General features: G+C 64.5%; 17 protein-coding genes. 9 read left to right on the top strand and 8 right to left on the bottom strand.

The genetic code is table 11. The annotated features are described in order from the left end of the window. The coding region (locus NKI70_RS28165; protein WP_352725630.1) for a hypothetical protein at positions 1 to 247 on the top strand (247 nt) is incomplete at its 5' end. Positions 248 to 488: 241 nt separating this feature from the next. Here the strand turns inward: NKI70_RS28165 and NKI70_RS28160 are convergent. The 7 genes from NKI70_RS28160 to NKI70_RS28130 all read right to left on the bottom strand — a co-directional run bounded on the left by NKI70_RS28160 (position 489) and on the right by NKI70_RS28130 (position 6,717). Beyond that, positions 489 to 722, bottom strand: coding sequence for a hypothetical protein (locus tag NKI70_RS28160; RefSeq protein WP_352698463.1), 234 nt, complete (start codon positions 720 to 722; stop codon positions 489 to 491). A gap of 187 nt (positions 723 to 909) precedes the next feature. Next, positions 910 to 2,334, bottom strand: a complete 1,425-nt coding sequence (gene gnd, locus NKI70_RS28155) for an NADP-dependent phosphogluconate dehydrogenase (RefSeq protein ID WP_352698461.1) — start codon at positions 2,332 to 2,334, stop codon at positions 910 to 912. Positions 2,335 to 2,474: 140 nt separating this feature from the next. Then, positions 2,475 to 4,100, bottom strand: coding sequence for a copper resistance CopC/CopD family protein (locus NKI70_RS28150; protein WP_023675214.1), 1,626 nt, complete (start codon positions 4,098 to 4,100; stop codon positions 2,475 to 2,477). Between the two features lie 56 nt (positions 4,101 to 4,156). Beyond that, on the bottom strand, positions 4,157 to 4,675 hold the full coding sequence (locus tag NKI70_RS28145) for a YcnI family copper-binding membrane protein (RefSeq protein WP_023675213.1): 519 nt from the start codon (positions 4,673 to 4,675) through the stop codon (positions 4,157 to 4,159). Between the two features lie 25 nt (positions 4,676 to 4,700). Continuing rightward, a complete protein-coding gene (locus NKI70_RS28140) occupies positions 4,701 to 5,237 on the bottom strand; it encodes a copper chaperone PCu(A)C (RefSeq protein ID WP_352698457.1) in 537 nt (178 codons plus the stop codon). 101 nt (positions 5,238 to 5,338) lie between these two features. After that, positions 5,339 to 5,695 (bottom strand): DUF2946 family protein, encoded by a 357-nt coding sequence (locus NKI70_RS28135; RefSeq protein WP_023675211.1) that lies wholly within the window; start codon positions 5,693 to 5,695, stop codon positions 5,339 to 5,341. Positions 5,696 to 5,814: 119 nt separating this feature from the next. After that, on the bottom strand, positions 5,815 to 6,717 hold the full coding sequence (locus NKI70_RS28130) for a GntR family transcriptional regulator (protein WP_023675210.1): 903 nt from the start codon (positions 6,715 to 6,717) through the stop codon (positions 5,815 to 5,817). Between the two features lie 256 nt (positions 6,718 to 6,973). On the opposite strand from NKI70_RS28130, the gene NKI70_RS28125 reads away from it, so the two are divergent. From NKI70_RS28125 to NKI70_RS28105, 5 genes are all read left to right on the top strand, one after another. Next, a complete protein-coding gene (locus NKI70_RS28125) occupies positions 6,974 to 8,479 on the top strand; it encodes a UxaA family hydrolase (protein ID WP_023675209.1) in 1,506 nt (501 codons plus the stop codon). 329 nt (positions 8,480 to 8,808) lie between these two features. Then, positions 8,809 to 9,804 carry an ABC transporter substrate-binding protein gene (locus NKI70_RS28120; RefSeq protein WP_023675208.1) on the top strand — a complete coding sequence of 332 codons (996 nt, stop codon included), beginning with the start codon at positions 8,809 to 8,811 and terminating at the stop codon, positions 9,802 to 9,804. A gap of 103 nt (positions 9,805 to 9,907) precedes the next feature. After that, complete coding sequence (locus tag NKI70_RS28115; RefSeq protein ID WP_352539443.1) at positions 9,908 to 11,461, top strand: sugar ABC transporter ATP-binding protein; 1,554 nt, start codon at positions 9,908 to 9,910, stop codon at positions 11,459 to 11,461. Beyond that, positions 11,458 to 12,423 (top strand): ABC transporter permease, encoded by a 966-nt coding sequence (locus NKI70_RS28110; RefSeq protein ID WP_352448376.1) that lies wholly within the window; start codon positions 11,458 to 11,460, stop codon positions 12,421 to 12,423. The genes NKI70_RS28115 and NKI70_RS28110 overlap by 4 nt, the downstream gene beginning before the upstream one ends. A 70-nt stretch (positions 12,424 to 12,493) precedes the next feature. After that, complete coding sequence (locus NKI70_RS28105; protein WP_352698455.1) at positions 12,494 to 13,510, top strand: zinc-binding alcohol dehydrogenase family protein; 1,017 nt, start codon at positions 12,494 to 12,496, stop codon at positions 13,508 to 13,510. Between the two features lie 18 nt (positions 13,511 to 13,528). On the opposite strand, the gene phnF is transcribed toward NKI70_RS28105, so the two are convergent. Next, positions 13,529 to 14,272 carry a phosphonate metabolism transcriptional regulator PhnF gene (gene phnF, locus NKI70_RS28100; protein WP_352698453.1) on the bottom strand — a complete coding sequence of 248 codons (744 nt, stop codon included), beginning with the start codon at positions 14,270 to 14,272 and terminating at the stop codon, positions 13,529 to 13,531. A 135-nt stretch (positions 14,273 to 14,407) separates the two neighbouring features. Here phnF and phnG point away from each other — a divergent pair, with 135 nt between their 5' ends. From phnG to NKI70_RS28085, 3 genes are read left to right on the top strand one after another with little or no spacing between them, the layout of a single operon-like run. Then, a complete protein-coding gene (gene phnG, locus NKI70_RS28095) occupies positions 14,408 to 14,869 on the top strand; it encodes a phosphonate C-P lyase system protein PhnG (protein WP_023675204.1) in 462 nt (153 codons plus the stop codon). Continuing rightward, positions 14,869 to 15,477, top strand: a complete 609-nt coding sequence (gene phnH / locus NKI70_RS28090; RefSeq protein WP_023675203.1) for a phosphonate C-P lyase system protein PhnH — start codon at positions 14,869 to 14,871, stop codon at positions 15,475 to 15,477. Before phnG ends, phnH begins: the two co-directional genes overlap by 1 nt. Before the next feature lies 1 nt (position 15,478). Further along, entirely contained in the window at positions 15,479 to 16,591 is a 1,113-nt protein-coding gene (locus NKI70_RS28085; protein WP_352698451.1) for a carbon-phosphorus lyase complex subunit, read from the top strand. Positions 16,592 to 16,678: the final 87 nt, after the last annotated feature.

Raw genomic sequence — 16,678 nt, 5'->3', positions numbered from 1 at the left:
GCCTGATCAGACCAGATACCGTTCCCGATTCGAAGGCCATCCGTCGAAAGCGCTCGCGTCAACGTGCAGCGAAAATAGCGCTTACCTTTTTGTGAAGCTTATCGGATGGTATCTGGCGGATTATCGTAGCGTTTTTGAAGACGAAGTAAGGCGACGGAAGCTAGTTGATTGCCTTGCTCTCTTTGTTGAAGCGGGTTGGCCGGAGGCACGGCGTCTTTTTCAAAGCTTACCTGAGCTTCTTCAGTAGGATTGCTGGTTTTCCGTACTATTTGCACAGACCGGCTCTCATCTGGCGTAGAGGTGAGCCGACAGCCAGCGCACGACCCGCCCGCGACCCGCAACATGGTGACCGGTGATGTCGGCTTTCAGGAAACAGCAAAGTTGATCTGGATGTCCGTTATGAGGCGCAGTCCCGACGTCCAGATGGCGAACCGCCGGACCGGCCCGAGAACTCCCAACGGCGCGCTTGAGATCACCCGCGCGCGGCTCTACTGGTCCGAAAACCTCACGCTCACGCCGCGCTGCCGAAAATAGGCCTGCATCAACTTGCGCCCCGAGCGGTTGTTCTGCGCCAACTTGGTCGGATCGAACACCGCCTGTTTTATCCCTTCTCGAGTCAGCGCCGCTTTAAGCGTCGCGATATGTGCGTCGATGTCGGCATTGTCCGCCCGCAGCGAGGCATAGATAGTTTCGGTCGCCTGGGCCACGGTCGGTTCGCTCACAGGTGTCGTCCCTTGGTTGGTCGAGCGGCGGCTTACCACAGATTCGCGGCTCCGCCGATACCGATGAGACCGTCAATCGTCTCTACCGGCATAGCAGGTTCCTGGCGCGACCCGACACTCAGTTGGTCGCTGGAGATGTCTGCTTTCTGGCAACCGCAAAATTGGACTCTAGGTCCAAGTCGCGGCGCTAACCCGCCGCGCCACTCCCCCAGGGCCCATGGAAAGCGCCCTGCCCATCGATGCGCTCGAAGCCGTGCGCGCCGAAGAAATCGCGCTGCGCCTGGATCAGGTTCGAAGTGCCGCGGCCCTGCCGGTAACTGTCGAAATAGGCAAGTGCAGACGACAGGGCCGGCACGGGCGAGCCGGCTTCGGCCGCCCTTGCGACGACACGGCGAAGCGACGGCTGTGCCTCCTGCATCAATGAAACGAAAGCCGGCGCCATCAACAGGTTGGTGGCCGCGCCGCCGGCGCCGAAGGCCTCCGCCATCGTATCCAGCAATTGCGAGCGGATGATGCAGCCGGCCCGCCAGATCTTGGCGATGACCGGCATCGGCAGGTTCCAGTTGAATTCCTTCGACGCGCCGCTCATCACCGCGAATCCTTGCGCGTAGGCGGCGATCTTGCCGGCAAACAGCGCCAGCTCGAGATCGGCGAGCAGGGCGTCCCTGTCTCCGGAAATCTTGCTCACGCCGCCGCCATAGACCTTTTCGGCGGCAAGCCGCTCGTCCTTGATCGACGACAGTACGCGTGCCGCCACAGCCGCCTCGATTGCGGTGGCCGGGATGCCGAGCTGCTGCGCCTCGATCACCGACCATTTGCCGGTGCCTTTCTGGCCGGCGCGGTCGAGGATGATGTCGACCACCGGTTTGCCGGTCTTGGGGTCGTCGGCGGCCAGCACCTTGGCGGTGATCTCGATCAGGTACGAATTGAGCCTGCCCGTGTTCCACTGGGAAAACACCTCAGCGATCTCTTTCGGCCCCATGCCGAGCCCGTCGCGCAATATGCCGTAGATCTCGGCGATCATCTGCATGTCGGCATATTCGATGCCGTTGTGGATGGTCTTGACGAAATGGCCGGCGCCGTCGGTGCCAAGCCACGCCGCGCAAGGCTCGCCCTTGAACTTGGCCGAGATCGCGGTCAGCACCTTTTCGACGCGCTTCCAGGACTCTTCGGTGCCGCCGACCATGATAGAGGGACCGTGGCGTGCGCCCTCCTCGCCGCCGGACACGCCCATGCCGATGAAGGTCAGGCCCGAATCGGTAAGCTCGGAGAAGCGCCGCATCGTATCGCGGAAATTGGCATTGCCGGCGTCGATGACGATGTCGTTGGCCGACAGCACGCCGCGCAATGCCGCGATCTGCTCGTCGACCGGCTTGCCGGCCAGCACCATGATGATGATCGGCCGCGGCGGCCGGATCGCGGCAGCCAGTTCTTCGAGGCTGTAGCAGGGCACCACCCTATCCCGAAGCGCGCCGGCATTTTCGACAAAGGCATCGGTGCGCGCCGCGGTGCGATTGAAGACGGCGATGCGGTGCCCCTTCTCGGCGATATTGAGCGCCAGGTTGGAGCCCATCGTGCCAAGGCCGATCAGGCCGATTTCGGCTTTTTCCATCGTTTCTTCCCTGCTTTCGGATCTTGTTGGTTTGAGCCCGCGATTGGGTTGGACGCCCATTCTTGATGGCGATGATTGACGGGGGTTCGCGGCCGCGTCAACCGCCTCGCCGAATTGTGTTGCGCGGACCAGCGCCGTCTTCACGGCCTGATGTCGATCGGCGCCTCTATCTTCACCATCTCGAAATCCGAGACCAGGATGTCGAGCCGCGCCGTCCACCGGCCGGCGACCGGGATGACGAGATCGTCGACGCGCCAGGTACCGTCGCCGGGCTTCGTCGCCGGGCGCTTGATGGGTTCGATGCCGGAATCGGGCTTTGACAGCACCAGCGTTACCTGCTTGGCGTCGAGCGGGCCGAAATCGCCGGTCATGATGAAGATCGAAGCGGCAACAGCTCCGGCATGGCCGGGCGCAATGCTGAGGTCGGCCATCGCTTGCAGCGTGTGGATATGCACCGACGCCGGCTGTGCCGCGGCGATCGCCAGCGCGCGCGGCGGCGGCGTGAAGCGCCAGCCGGCGGCAACGCCGAAGATCGCCAGCACGATCAGCAGCTCGATGGCGATCGAGCGGGCCAGCCGCCGCTGGACTTCTGTTTCGCCCGCCTCAGCCGGGGCCGTAAGCTTGAAGCGATTGACGGCGGCGAGTGTGAACAGAAAGACGAGCAGCACCAGCTTGAGCAGCAGCAGCCGGCCGTAAGCGGTATGGACCAGCACCGACGTCGTTTGCACCTGGATGACGGTGAGCACGATGCCGGCTGCCGCAAGCACCGCCACGACGAACAGGATCGCTCGTGAAAACCGGCGCAGCAACGGCCCGGCTTTGTCCGGCTGCCGTTTCAAGGCAAGACCGAGCGGCGCCAGCGCCCCGGCCCAGACGGCGATACCAGTGGCGTGCAGAAACACCATCGGCCGGGTCAGCCATTGCGGCTCGGCGGCACTGGCATGCCCGCTGGCGGCAAGTGCTGCGCCAACGCCAACCAGTCCGGCCAAGGCCAGCGGCTTTGCGTCGGCGGGCGGCACGACCAGCGATAGCAGGCCAAGGCCGAGCGCCATCAGCGCGATCAGCACCGTCCAGCCGAAGCTGGTGCCAAGCCCGGTCTGCCAGATGACCGGCTGCGCCAGCCGGGCAAGCGGCGCGCCGAGTGCATCCAGCCCCTGGAAACCGAGCGACAAGAGTGCGGCGGCCAGCCCGCACAGGATCGCGGCGACGATCATGTTCTGGCCGGATCGGCCGCCTTGCGCCAGCCAGGCCTGCGCAAAGGCACCGCCGACGCCGAAAAACAGGCCGATGTATAGAAAAACCTTGCCGATCCAGATCGCCGTTCGAAGCGCCCGGTCGACAGCTTCGGAGGCGGCCGGCGCAGCACTCGGCGCACCGACCGAGAACAGCACCGAGCCGCCGACCGGATGCCCGTCGGCGGAGATTACCCGCCAGCTCAGCACATGCGTGCCCGACGTCAGCGCCTGCGGATTGTCAATCTCGACGGTCTGGCCGCTGAGCCGGAAAGAGCTCAGCGGGATCGACGTCCCGTCGGGCCGCACCAGCGTCAGCACCAGCGGCGAAACCGGCTCGCTGAAGGTCAGCGACATCTGCGACGGGCTCTGCGCCAGCACCGCACCGTCAGCCGGCTCGGCCTTGATCAGCGCCGCATGGGCGAAGGCTGCGTTTGGCGCGGCAATGGTGGCAAGCAGCACAATCGCAGCCAGCAGGCCTATGGCAAGCCGGCCGGTTGTGCAGGCCGTTCGCAGGATCGATGCCGCGCTCATGTCACCGCCACAAAGACAGCGGCGCGCTCTTTCGGATAGAGCGCGCCACGTAAGGATCACTTCTTCGGCAGCAGCTTGAGGCCGGGCGCCGGAAATTCCAGCGCGTCCTCAGCCTGCCCGGCCGCCGGAATCTCGATCCAGCGATCGGCAACCCCGTCACATTCCTGCACCACCGGGAAATGCAGCGTCTGGCCTGCCGGCAGGTCGGACGCCAGCGTCGCGCGAAAGACGAATTCGTCGTAGAACTCGTCCGGCAGGCTGCCGGCGCTCCAGTCGATCTCCTTGACGCCGCTGGTCACTGCCTGGCCGTAGAGCTGGTAGGACTTTTCGTATTTGCCGTTCTTGACCTGCAGTGTCCAACCCGGCTTCGGCATCGGTTTGACCGAGAGCACCCCTTCCGGGATCTGCACGCGCAGCGCGGTCGTCGCCTTGCCCTCGCAGCCATGCGGCACCCGAAGAACCGCCTTGTAGGTCGAGCCCACCGCCGCCTCCGGCGTTTCGAGCGTGATGTGGGCAAAGGCCGCGCTGGTCCCGAGGGCAAGAAGCACGCAGCCGGGCAAAAGAGATTTCTTCATGATGCTACCTCTCGAAGCGGCCAAGTCAGTCGTCGTCCTGGGGCGCCGCGCTGCCGATGCCTTGCACGGCGAATTCAATCTGCACGGGCCCGGCTTTCTCGAAGGTCAGCGTGGCGGAGAACGTTTCGCCCTCCTTGGGCTGCCGCTTCAAATCCATGAACATCAAATGGTAGCCGCTGCCCGCCAGCGCGACCTTGCCGCCAGCCGGGATTTCGAGGCCGCCGGTGACCGGCCGCATGGTCATGACGCCATTGCTGACGCCCATCTCGTGCAGTTCGGCCTTGGCCGAAATGTCGGAGGTGATCGACAGCAGGCGATCCGGCGCACTGCCGGTGTTGGTGATGGTGAAGTAGCCGCCGGCCACCTTGGCGCCGGCTGGCGTGGCGCGCGACCAGGGGTGCCCGATCTCGAGATCGCCAAGCTTGAACTCGTGTGCCAACACCGTCTGGGCGCTGGCGAACAGGAGGGCAAGAACGCAAAGGGCGATGCCGAGACGCTGCTCGAAACTACCCAGTGCGAAGCGCCTGCGGCTGGATGCGGCAGCGCGAAAAGAGTGAGACATGATTGCTCCGTGGACTTTAAGGGGGATCGCGCCGATTGCCGGTCGCGAACGATGTCGATAAACGCGCCGGCAAAGCGCTGCGCGGCGCGAACCAGAACGGATCAGGCCGTCGCCGGTGGTGCACGCGGATTGGACGGAGTGCGGGCGCGGGCGAAATCGCGATGCCGGAAGGCCGGCAGGAAAAAGGCGATGGTTTCGATGGAAAGGCTGCGAGCCAGGCTCCCGGCTGCATCCAGCGGCGCGTAGACCGCCGAAACGAGATTGCAGCCAAGCATGCAGCAAGCCGGCATGTGCTGCTGATGCGGATCGCCGGCGGGGAGTTGCGCCGCACCGTCATGGGTGCAGATCGTGTTGCCGAAAGCATCGAATTGCGAGGCGTTCGGCGCGACGCCGGAAGCAAACGCGCCGAATATCGACTGGAGCATGAAAAGCCACGCCGCGGCGAACGCGACCGGCATGCTCCATCGTCTCCGGCGTATGGTCAAGAACCAGCCTCTTCACGCAGCAACGTCAGCTCTCTAGCACGGAGCCGGCGGCCGGAAAATCGCCAAAACGTTGCTGCGGCAACGCAACACAATCACGCGCGTTGCGGCTGCCTGCCCTCGGGAATGGACGTCAGCAGCGTGTGGCGGGCCGATTTCAGGTGCTTGCGGCAGGCGGCGTCGACCTTGGCGAGATCGCGCGATTTGAGCGCGGCGATATAGGCGAGATGCTCCTGGACCGCGACTTCGTTGCGCTCGCGCTCCTGCGCCTTGTTCCACTGGTAGTGGTAGTGGAAGATCATGGCGATGACGTCGTAGAAATCGACGATGAAGCGGTTGTGCGACGCCCGATGGATCAGCCGGTGAAAGCGCTCGTCAAGCTCGGAGAATTCGTTGAAGCGCACGGCGATCTCGCGCTCCAGCCGGTGATGCTCGTCTTCCAGGCGGTCGAGGTCGGTCCACACCGGGCTGTCCTCGGGCAGAGCGGCAAAGGCTGCGGCCGAGCGCAGTTCGAACATCTCGCGGATTTCGGTCAACTCCAGCGCGAAGGCGCGGGTAAAGCCTTTCAGCACCCAGTGGCTGTTGCGGCGCTTCTCGATCAGCCCGAAGCGCGAGAAGCGGATCAGGAATTCGCGCACGCTGGTGGTGCCGACGCCGATCTCACGCGCCAGTTCGAGCTCGTTGATCTGCATGCCGGCTTCGGCACCGCTGGCAAGCAGCCGCCGCATGAAGGAGCGCTCGATGATCTCGGCCAGCGTGTCGGTTTCTTCCTCGGGGAAGAAATCGTCCGGTCGCGGTTCGCGCAGGACCGTCTTGCTGCGCTTGTTCCAGTCGATCAGCCCGGTTTCTTCCATGCGCGCAAGGATAGTGCGGACCGTCGTGCGGCTGACGCCGAGCAGCGTACCCAGCTCCGGCTCCGAAGGCAGGCTCCTGGTTTCGTCGAGCAGCCTCAGACCGCGATTATAGGCGTCCTTGTAAACGTTGTTGCTCTTCGACATCCCCTGCCCCGTGGCGCATCTGCGTTTGCGGCCAGTGTGAAGCGTTTCTCGCGCATGAAACCGGTACCTTTTCGGAAAACATCATGCGCAACGCTAGTTTTGGTTGTAGAGCCTACTTCTCGCATCCAAAAGACGCGTCGCGCTCTGGCGAAAAAACAATTGACGCAAAAATGTTTTTTCACGATAAAAGACATTATATGTTAAGAGCCGCGTGTCAATCCGCTCGCGCACCCAGGAACACACCCAGGAAGCTCCCGTGAACGCCGCAAACAGCATTCTTCTGTCTCCCGCCGACAATGTCGCGGTCGCCAATGGCCGCATCGAGATCGGCACCGTGCTGCCGGGCGGCGCCGTCGCCGCCGCAGTGATCGAGCCGGGCCACAAAGTGGCGATCAAGCCGATTGCGGCCGGCGAGGCCGTGGTCAAATACGCCCAGGCGATCGGCCGCGCCACGCAAGACATCGCGCCCGGCGAGCATGTCCATTCGCACAATCTGGTCTTCGAAAGCGGGCGTTTGCCGGTGGTGCCGCCGAGCGAGGCAGTGCATGCGACTGAGGCCGACCGCGCCCGCACCTTCATGGGCTACCGCCGCGCCGACGGCCGCGCCGGCACGCGCAACTTCATCGGCATTCTCGCCAGCGTCAATTGCTCGGCCACCGTCTGCCACGCCATCGCTGACGCGGCGAACCGCACGCTTCTGCCGCAATATCCCGGCATCGACGGCTTCGTCCCGATCGTCCACGGCCAGGGCTGCGGCATGAGCGCCACCGGCGACGGCATGATGGTGCTGCATCGCACGCTGGCCGGCTACGCCCGTCATCCGAATTTTGGTGGTGTGCTGATGGTCGGGCTCGGCTGCGAGGTCAACCAGCTCACCCTCTACGGCCAGAAGGGCGTTGCCGCGGGAAAACGTCATTTCAACATCCAGGAAGCCGGCGGCTCGCGCAAATCGGTCGAGAAGGCGTTGGTCGTGCTGGCCGAGATCGCCGAGGAGGTCGGCAAGCTTCAGCGTGAGCCGATCCCGGTCAGCGAGATCGTCGTCGGCCTGCAATGCGGCGGCTCCGACGGTATGTCCGGCATTACCGCCAATCCGGCGCTGGGTGCCGCGGTCGACATTTTGGCCGGCGTCGGCGGTGTCGGCATCCTCTCCGAGACGACGGAGATCTACGGCGCCGAGCACCTGCTCGCCTATCGCGCCGCCACCCCCGAGATCGCCGCCAAGCTCGACGGTTACGTGAAATGGTGGGAAGACCATGTCGCCAAACATGGCGCTTCCATCGACAACAACCCCTCGCCGGGCAACAAGCGCGGCGGCCTGACCACCATCCTGGAAAAGTCGCTCGGCGCGGTCGCCAAGGGCGGCCAGACGCCGCTCAACGGCGTCTTCGGCTATGCCGAAAAGGTCATCGGGCACGGGCTGGTGTTCATGGACACGCCCGGCTACGACCCGGTCTCGGCCACCGGCCAGGTGGCGGGCGGCGCCAACGTCATCGTCTTCACCACAGGCCGCGGCTCCTGCTTCGGCTGCCGGCCGACGCCGTCGATTAAGGTCGCCAGCAACTCGACCATGTATCACACGATGGAAGAGGACATGGACGTGAATTGCGGCGTCATCGCCTCGGGCGAAAAGACCATCGCCGGCATGGGCCGCGAGATCTTCGAACTGATCGTCGAGACGGCTTCGGGCCGCAAGACCAAGAGCGAAGAGTTCGGCTACGGCGACAACGAGTTCGTGCCTTGGCATCTCGGAGCGACGCTCTAAGCCGGACATGCGCAATAGTCGCGAACACCGGACGTGATCGCCAGGCGTCACAGTTCCAACGCTCCCGAAAAAGAATGAACATTCCATATTGACTGGATGATGGAATTAATATTCCATGCGACGTATTGGAGGAGATTGGCAGCGGAGTTCCGAGGGAGCAAGCTTTCCCGCCCAGCCATTCGAGCGGCCATCAAACATCGCTTGCGCCGACCGAGGTGATGCACTATCAAAATGCGGTAAATGTTTTTTATTGATAAAGTTCCGTTTGGGCCGCGCCATCCGAATGGAGCTTCCGTAACATTCACCGGGCGACTTAGGGAGGACTCCTAATGAAATTCGTGACCAGCATTCTCAATCGCCGCGCCTTCGTGGCACTCGCAGCCGCCTCGATGCTTGCCGGCGTGATGCATTCGGCGCCGGCATCCGCGGCCGACGCGACCATTCCGATCATCGTCAAGGACACCACGTCCTTCTACTGGCAGATCGTTCTGGCCGGCGCCCGCAAGGCCGGCAAGGATCTCGGCGTCAACGTGCCGGAGCTCGGCGCCCAGGCCGAGACCGACGTCAACGGCCAGATCTCGATCCTCGAAAATGCCGTCGCCGGCAACCCGGCGGCCGTCGTCATTGCGCCGACCGAAGCCAAGGCGCTCGGCAAGCCGATCGACGAGGCCGCCACCAAGGTCAAGATCATCGGCATCGACTCCGGCGCCGACTCCAAGGCCTTCACCTCGTTCCTGACCACCGACAACATCCAGGGCGGCCGCGTCGCCGCTGACGGCCTTGCCGCAGCCATCGGCGAAGCCAATGGCGGCAAGGTCGAGGGCGACGTCGCCCTGATCACCGCGCTTCCGGGTGCCGGCTCGCTCGAACAGCGCGCCCAGGGTTTCAAGGAACAGCTCGCCGCCAAATATCCCGGCCTCAAGCTGGTCGCCGACAAATACGCCGACGGCCAGGCCACCACCGGCCTCAACATCGCCACCGACCTGATCACCGCCAACCCCAACCTCAAGGGCATCTTCGCCTCCAACCTGATCATGGCGCAGGGCGTCGGTCAGGCGATCGCCGAGAACAGTCTTGCCGGCAAGGTCGGGCTGGTCGGTTTCGACAGCGACGAGAAGCTGATCAAGTTCCTCAATGACGGCGTCATTTCGGCTCTCGTCGTTCAGGATCCGTACCGGATGGGCTATGACGGCATCAAGACGGCGCTCGCCGCCTCGAAGGGCGAGAAGGTCGAGGCCAATGTCGATACCGGCGCCAATTTGGTTACCAAGGCCAACATGAAGGATCCGAAGATCGACGCGCTGCTCAACCCGAAGCTCGACTGAGCATAGCCGCAAGTGAACTGTTTCCGGGGCCTTTCGCCCCGGAAACATCCCACTCGTGCCAATCGCGAGGCCAATCTTTGGGGGCCAATCTGGGAGGATTGTCATGATGTCGACGGCGCAGGAACTCCATCCGGCCCCAACGCTGGAACCGGGCAGGACCATCCTCGAACTCCGCGGGCTGGAAAAGCGCTATCCCGGCACCCATGCGCTGAAGCCGGTCGATCTCGCCTTCAAGGCCGGCGAGATCCACGCCATCGTTGGCGAGAACGGCGCCGGCAAATCCACCCTGATCAAGCTTCTTACCGGCGTCATGCCGCGCACCTCCGGCGACGTCATCTGGGAGGGCAAGCCTGCCGCATTGGCAACGCCGCATGAGGCGATGGCGCTCGGCATCAATGCCGTGCATCAGGAAGTCGTCCTGTGCCGCCATCTCACCGTCGCCGCCAACATGTTCCTCGGCGAAGAGGATTCCCGCTTCGGCATCCTGCAGCAGCGGGCGATGATCAGGCAGGCGCAGAAGATCATCGACGATCTCGGCTTCGACCTGCCGGCGCATGTCATGCTGGGTGACCTGACCATCGGCCAGCAGCAGTTGATCGCCGCCGCCCGCGCCACCGTGCGCGGCACCAAATTCCTGATCTTCGACGAGCCGACCGCCTATCTTACCCGCAAGGAGGCCGACCAGCTGTTCACGCTGATCCGCCGGCTGAAGGGCGAAGGCGTCACCATCATCTACATCAGCCATCGCATGGAAGAAGTGTTCGAGCTCGCCGACCGCGTCTCGGTGCTGCGCGACGGCACGCTGGTCGGCACCAGGAACATTGCCGAGACCAATGACGCCGAGCTGGTCAAGATGATGATCAACCGCTCGATCGAGCAGGTCTACCACAAGGAGCATTTCACCCCCGGCGCGACCATCGTCGAAACCAGGAACCTGTCCGGCAAGGGTTTCGAAAATGTCTCGATGTCCGTCCGTGCCGGCGAGATCGTCGGCCTCTATGGCCTGATCGGCGCCGGGCGCAGCGAGTTCGTCACCACGCTCTATGGCCGGCACCGCAAATCGGCCGGCCAGATCCTGTGGGAGGGCAAGGAGGTCAAGGTCAATTCCGAACATGACGCGATCAGGCTCGGCATGGCGCTGGCCCCGGAAAGCCGCCGCGACCAGGGCCTCTGCCTCAACCTGCCGGTCGGACTCAACCTCAATCTGCCGATCTACAAGCGCATCTCGAGCAATCTGCTGATCTCCCGCGCGCAGGAAAAGGCGCAAGCCGATCGCCAGATCGCCGACCTGCGCATCAAGACGCCGACGCGCGGCGCGCTGGCCTCCAGCCTGTCCGGCGGCAACCAGCAGAAGATCGTCATCGGCAAATGGCTCGCCCACGGCGCCAAGCTATTCATCTTCGATGAGCCGACTGTCGGCGTCGATGTCGGCACCAAGGCCGAGATCTACCGCCTGTTCGGCGCGCTGTTGTCCAAGGGAGCCGGCATCATCCTGATCTCGTCCTACCTGCCCGAGGTCTATGAGCTCGCCGACACGCTGCACGTGTTCCGGCGCGGCAAGCTGGTGGCCACGCACGGCTTTCGTACCGCTGACCACGAGGAGATCCTCACCCAGGCGCTGGCCGAGAAACAAGAAAAACCGGGAGGACGGATATGAGCACCGAGGCGATCGCTGCCGAAAGGCCGAAACGCAACTACAACGCCCTGTTCGGGCTGACACTGCTGGCGCTGCTGGTTCTTTTATGGATCATCCTGTCGGTGGCGACGCCGAGCTTCGCCTCCGCCAACAACATCTCCAACCTGTTGCGGCAAGGGTCGATGATCGCCATCCTGGCGGTCGGCCAGACCTTCGTCATCATCACCGGCGGCATCGACCTTTCCGTCGGCGCCGTGGTCGGCTTCGCCACCGTCATCGTCGCGATGCTGATCAACGCCGGCACACCGGTTTTCCTCGCCATCCTGATCACCTTGCTGGTCGGCGTCGCCATCGGCATGTTCCATGGGTTCGGCATCGTCAAGATGGGCCTGCCGCCCTTCATCATCACCCTGGCAACGCTGACCTCGCTGCGCGGCATCGGTCTGTTGATGACCAATGGCAACTCGATCTCGATCAACAACGACGCCTTCCAGACGTTCTCGCGCAGTTCCTTCGCCGGCGTCCCCAATCTGTTCTGGATGGTGATCCTGGTCGGCATCCCAGCCTACATCTTCCTGCACCACAGCCGCTGGGGCCGCTATCTGTTCTCGGTCGGCTCCAACGCCGAGGCGTCGCGCCTGTCAGGCGTCAACGTCCAGCGCACCATCTACATGGCCTACACGCTGTCGGGCCTGTGTGCGGCCTTCGTCGGCGTGCTGCTTGCCTCGCGCATCGGCATCGGCAATCCGACGCAGGCCGAGGGCTGGGAATTGCAGGCGATCGCCTCCTCGGTGATAGGCGGCACCTCGCTGTTCGGCGCTGTCGGCTCCGTGCACGGACCGCTGCTCGGCGCCTTCATCCTTGCCACCATCAACAACGGCGCCAATCTGCTCAACGTCAACGCCTTCTGGCAGCGCATCATCACCGGCGTGCTGATCATCGTCATCGTCTATTTCGACGGGCTGCGCCGCCGCGGCAAATAGACTGCCTCCCAACAACCGCCGGCCTCGCGACAGCAGGGCCGGCGGTGCCATGAACCGACTGGATTGAAGCATGAAAGCCGTCGTCTGCCGCTCGCCCGGCGAACTTGTCCTCGAAGATCGTCCGGCGCCTGGCGCGCCCCCCGCCGGCTGGGCGCTGGTCGCCGTCAGCCATGTCGGCATCTGCGGCACCGACTATCACATCTTCGAAGGCAAGCACCCGTTCCTCGCCTATCCCCGCATCATGGGCCACGAGGTTTCCGGCACCGTGATCGAGGTTGGCGAGGACGTCGATCTCGCCGTCGGCGAAGCGGTGATCGTCAATCCCTATCTCGCCTGCGGCAAATGCATCGCCTGCCGGCAAGGCAAGCCGAATTGCTGCGTCAGGATCGAGGTGCTCGGCGTCCACCGCGACGGCGCCATGTGCGAGCAGATCCTGGTGCCGGCGCAAAATCTTTATCCGGCAAACGGCCTGTCGCTGGCCGATGCCGCCGCCGTCGAATTCCTGGCGATCGGCGCCCATGCCGTGCGGCGCTCGCTCGCTGATCCAGGTGCGCGCACACTGGTCATCGGCGCAGGCCCGATCGGGCTCGGCACGGCGCTGTTCGCCCGCATCGCCGGGCTCGACGTGACGCTGCTCGACATGAGTGCGGAGAGGCTGGGTTTCGCCGAAAGCGAACTCGGCTTCGCGACCCTCGACGGCTCGCGGGGCGCTGCTGCCGACCTGGTGCGGGAAGCAACCGGCGGCGACGGCTTCGACGTGGTTTTCGATGCCACCGGCAACACCCGGTCGGTGCAGTCGGCCTTCGCCCATGTCGCGCACGGCGGGGCGCTGGTCCTGGTCAGCGTCGTCAAGGACGACATCGCCTTTTCCGATCCCGAATTCCACAAGCGCGAGATGATGCTGATCGGCAGCCGCAACGCCCTGCGTGCCGATTTCGATCATGTCGCCGCCTCGATTCGCAACGGCGCGCTGCCGCTGGCAAAGCTGGTCACCCACCGCACCACGCTTGGCGAGACGCCGCACGACCTCGCCCGCTGGGCGCATGAGAAGTCCGGCCTGATCAAGGCCGTCATTCAAGTCGGATGATGCCAGGGCTGCCGCATCTCAGAGCGCCGACAATTTGAGCTCGATCCGCTCGGCCGGGAAGCGCGACTCCGAAAACTGTATCGGCTGACCGTCGGGCGTGACGTTGACGGCGACCGTCACCAGCACGATGGCGCCGGGCTGCAGCTCGAGGTCCGCAAGGTCGGCGGCATCGGCATGGCGCGCCGACAGCACGGTCGATTGCCTGAGATAGTCGTCGATGCCGAAACGTGCCAGCGATGCGGTGATCGAACCGGTTTCCGCCATGGCGGCATCGATGCCGGCAAAGCGCCTGGCATCGAACCAGCCGGCCGCGCGGGACACCGGCATTCCATCGGCTTCGCCGCGCGTTTCCAGGCGTATCACATCGGCCCCCGTCGCAAGGCCTAAGCCCTCTGCGACACGACGGTCGGCCGGCTCGATCGATGACGCGAGCAAGGTGATATGCCGCTCGGACGCCTGTCCTTGCAATCCCTCGGAAAAGCGGGTGCGGGCGCCGATCGGATAAGACAGCCGCTTGCGCGACAGCACGAAGGTGCCGCGCCCTTGCTCCGCCCTGAGCACGCCCTCCTGCACCAGCGCTGCGATAGCGCTGCGCACCGTGTGGCGGTTGACGCCATAGCGTCCGGCCAACGCGATCTCCGGCGGCAGCGCGGCATTCTCGGGAAAATCGCCGGCGGCGATCGAATGCAGGATCTGGTCGGCGATCTGCCGCCACAGCGCGACACCGCTGCGCCGCTCGATGCTGTTGGCTTGTCCGATCATCTCCCGCCCCAATTCCTTGCGCCGATCTTTTGGCCCGTGTCACGTGCCCGTCATGGACACGCGCTAGATAATGGATATAATTTGTATAGTTGTCTATATCAATAGACAAAATGAACGCAGACGAGGAGCACCGCCATGCGAGGACGGGAAGCGCGAGAGCAGGCCGAGCGCAAGGCCGTGATGGCGACGCTGGCGCAATCGGCCGGCGACGACATCGTCCGCCTCTGGGACGAAGCCGGCCTGCCTTGCGAAGCGGAACTTCTGCGTGGCCCCGAAACCGGCCTGGTTACGGTACGCGGCCGCATCGGCGGCGGTGGTGCCCCTTTCAATGTCGGCGAGGCGACGGTCACCCGTGCCACGGTGCGGCTTGCGTCCGGCCATGTCGGCCACTGCTACGCGCTCGGCCGCGACAAGCAGAAGGCAAGGCTGGCGGCAATCGCCGATGCGCTGTGGCAGGACCCGGCCCACCGCAATGAGGTCGAGATCAGGATCGTTGCGCCATTGCAGGCGGCACTGGCCAAGGCGCGTGAACAGCGCCGCGCCGAGACGGCGGCGACCAAGGTCGATTTCTTCACCATGGTGCGCGGAGAAGACTGATGGATATCGCCGCTCAATCCATTGAAGGCGGCTTCGCCGATCCGGTATTCAATGCCCAGACCGTATTCCGTGCCGTGATGGACGCGATGGCGCGGCCGGGCAGCGTCCAGCCCTTGCCGGCCCTTGCCCACCCACCGGCGCCGCTGTCGGCCACCGCCGGCGCCGTTGCGCTGGCGCTGTGCGACAACGACACGCCGCTCTGGCTCGACCCGGCTTTGCAGGTGTCGGCGGTGAAATCCTGGCTTGGCTTCCATACCGGCGCGCCGCTGGCCAACACCCCGGCCGACGCGCATTTCGCGCTGATCGCCACGCCGGCCGAGATGATGGCGCTCGACGGGTTTTCGCAAGGCACCCAGGATTATCCCGATCGCTCCACGACGCTGATCCTCGAGGTCGGCGATCTCATCTCCGGCGCTGCGCTGCTGCTCGAAGGCCCGGGCATCGAGAAGACGGCGACGATCGCGCCGGCGCAAATGCCGCGCCATTTCGTCGAGCAATGGAAGCAGAACAACCAGCGTTTTCCGCGTGGCGTCGATATCATCCTCGCCACGTTCGACGCAATTGCCTGCCTGCCGCGCACGACGCGCATCAAGATGATGGAGGCGTAGCATGTATGTTGCGGTAAAGGGTGGCGAGACGGCCATTCGCAATGCTCACAAACTGCTCGCCGACCGCCGGCGCGGCGACCGTTCGGTGCCCGCACTTCGTCTAGACCAGATCGTCGAGCAGCTGGCGCTCGGCGTCGACCGGGTGATGAGCGAAGGTTCGCTCTACGACAGGGAACTGGCGGCATTGGCGATCGTCCAGGCGCGCGGCGACATGATCGAGGCGATCTTCCTGGTTCGCGCCTATCGCACCACGCTGCCGCGTTTCGGCTACACCAGGGCGATCGACACCGGCACGATGCTGGTCGAGCGGCGGGTGTCGGCGACCTACAAGGATCTGCCCGGCGGCCAGTTGCTCGGCCCGACTTTCGACTACACCCACCGGCTGCTCGATCCCGAACTTGCTGCCGGCGGCGATGTCGCCGAGCCGGAACAGCGTGCAGGCGAGGCGGAGGCGATGCCGCGCGTCTCGGCCATCCTCGCCCGCGAAGGCCTGATCGAGCCCGACGGCGACATGCCCGGCGATCATGTCCCCGGCGACATCACCCGTGAGCCGCTCGAATTCCCGATGGCGCGTGACATCCGCCTGCAGGCGCTGTCGCGCGGCGACGAGGGGTTTCTGCTGGCGCTCGGCTATTCCACCCAGCGCGGCTACGCGCGCAACCATCCCTTCGTCGGCGAGGTTCGCATCGGCGAGGTCGAACTGGAACTGGACGTGCCGGAACTGCCCTTTGCCGTGCCGCTCGGCAGCATCCGCGTCACCGAATGCCAGATGGTCAACCAGTTCAAGGGCTCGGCCAAGGCGCCGCCGCAATTCACCCGCGGCTACGGCCTCGTCTTCGGCCAGAGCGAGCGCAAGGCGATGGCCATGGCACTATGCGACCGCGCGCTGCGCGCCTCGGAGTTGGGTGAGGATGTCATCGCCGCCGCGCAGGACGAGGAGTTCGTCATCTCGCATTCCGACAATGTCCAGGCGACCGGCTTCGTCGAGCATCTGAAGCTGCCGCATTATGTCGACTTCCAGGCCGAGCTCGACCTCGTGCGCCGCATGCGCACCGAGCACGACGCCCGCGAAAATGCCGGCAAGGGCGAAGAGAAGAGGCAGGCAGCGGAATGACTTCAGTTAGCTCCACCACCGTGACCTCCCCCGTCTGGGGAATGGCCTCCGGATCCGCCGTAACCGCTACTGCCGCCAATGGTCTCG

Origin of the sequence: Mesorhizobium sp. M0500, from assembly GCF_040321165.1 — a bacterium.
Lineage (GTDB): Bacteria > Pseudomonadota > Alphaproteobacteria > Rhizobiales > Rhizobiaceae > Mesorhizobium.
The sequence above is the reverse complement of the archived record's forward strand: the minus strand, read 5'-3'. Positions and strand labels throughout refer to the sequence as shown.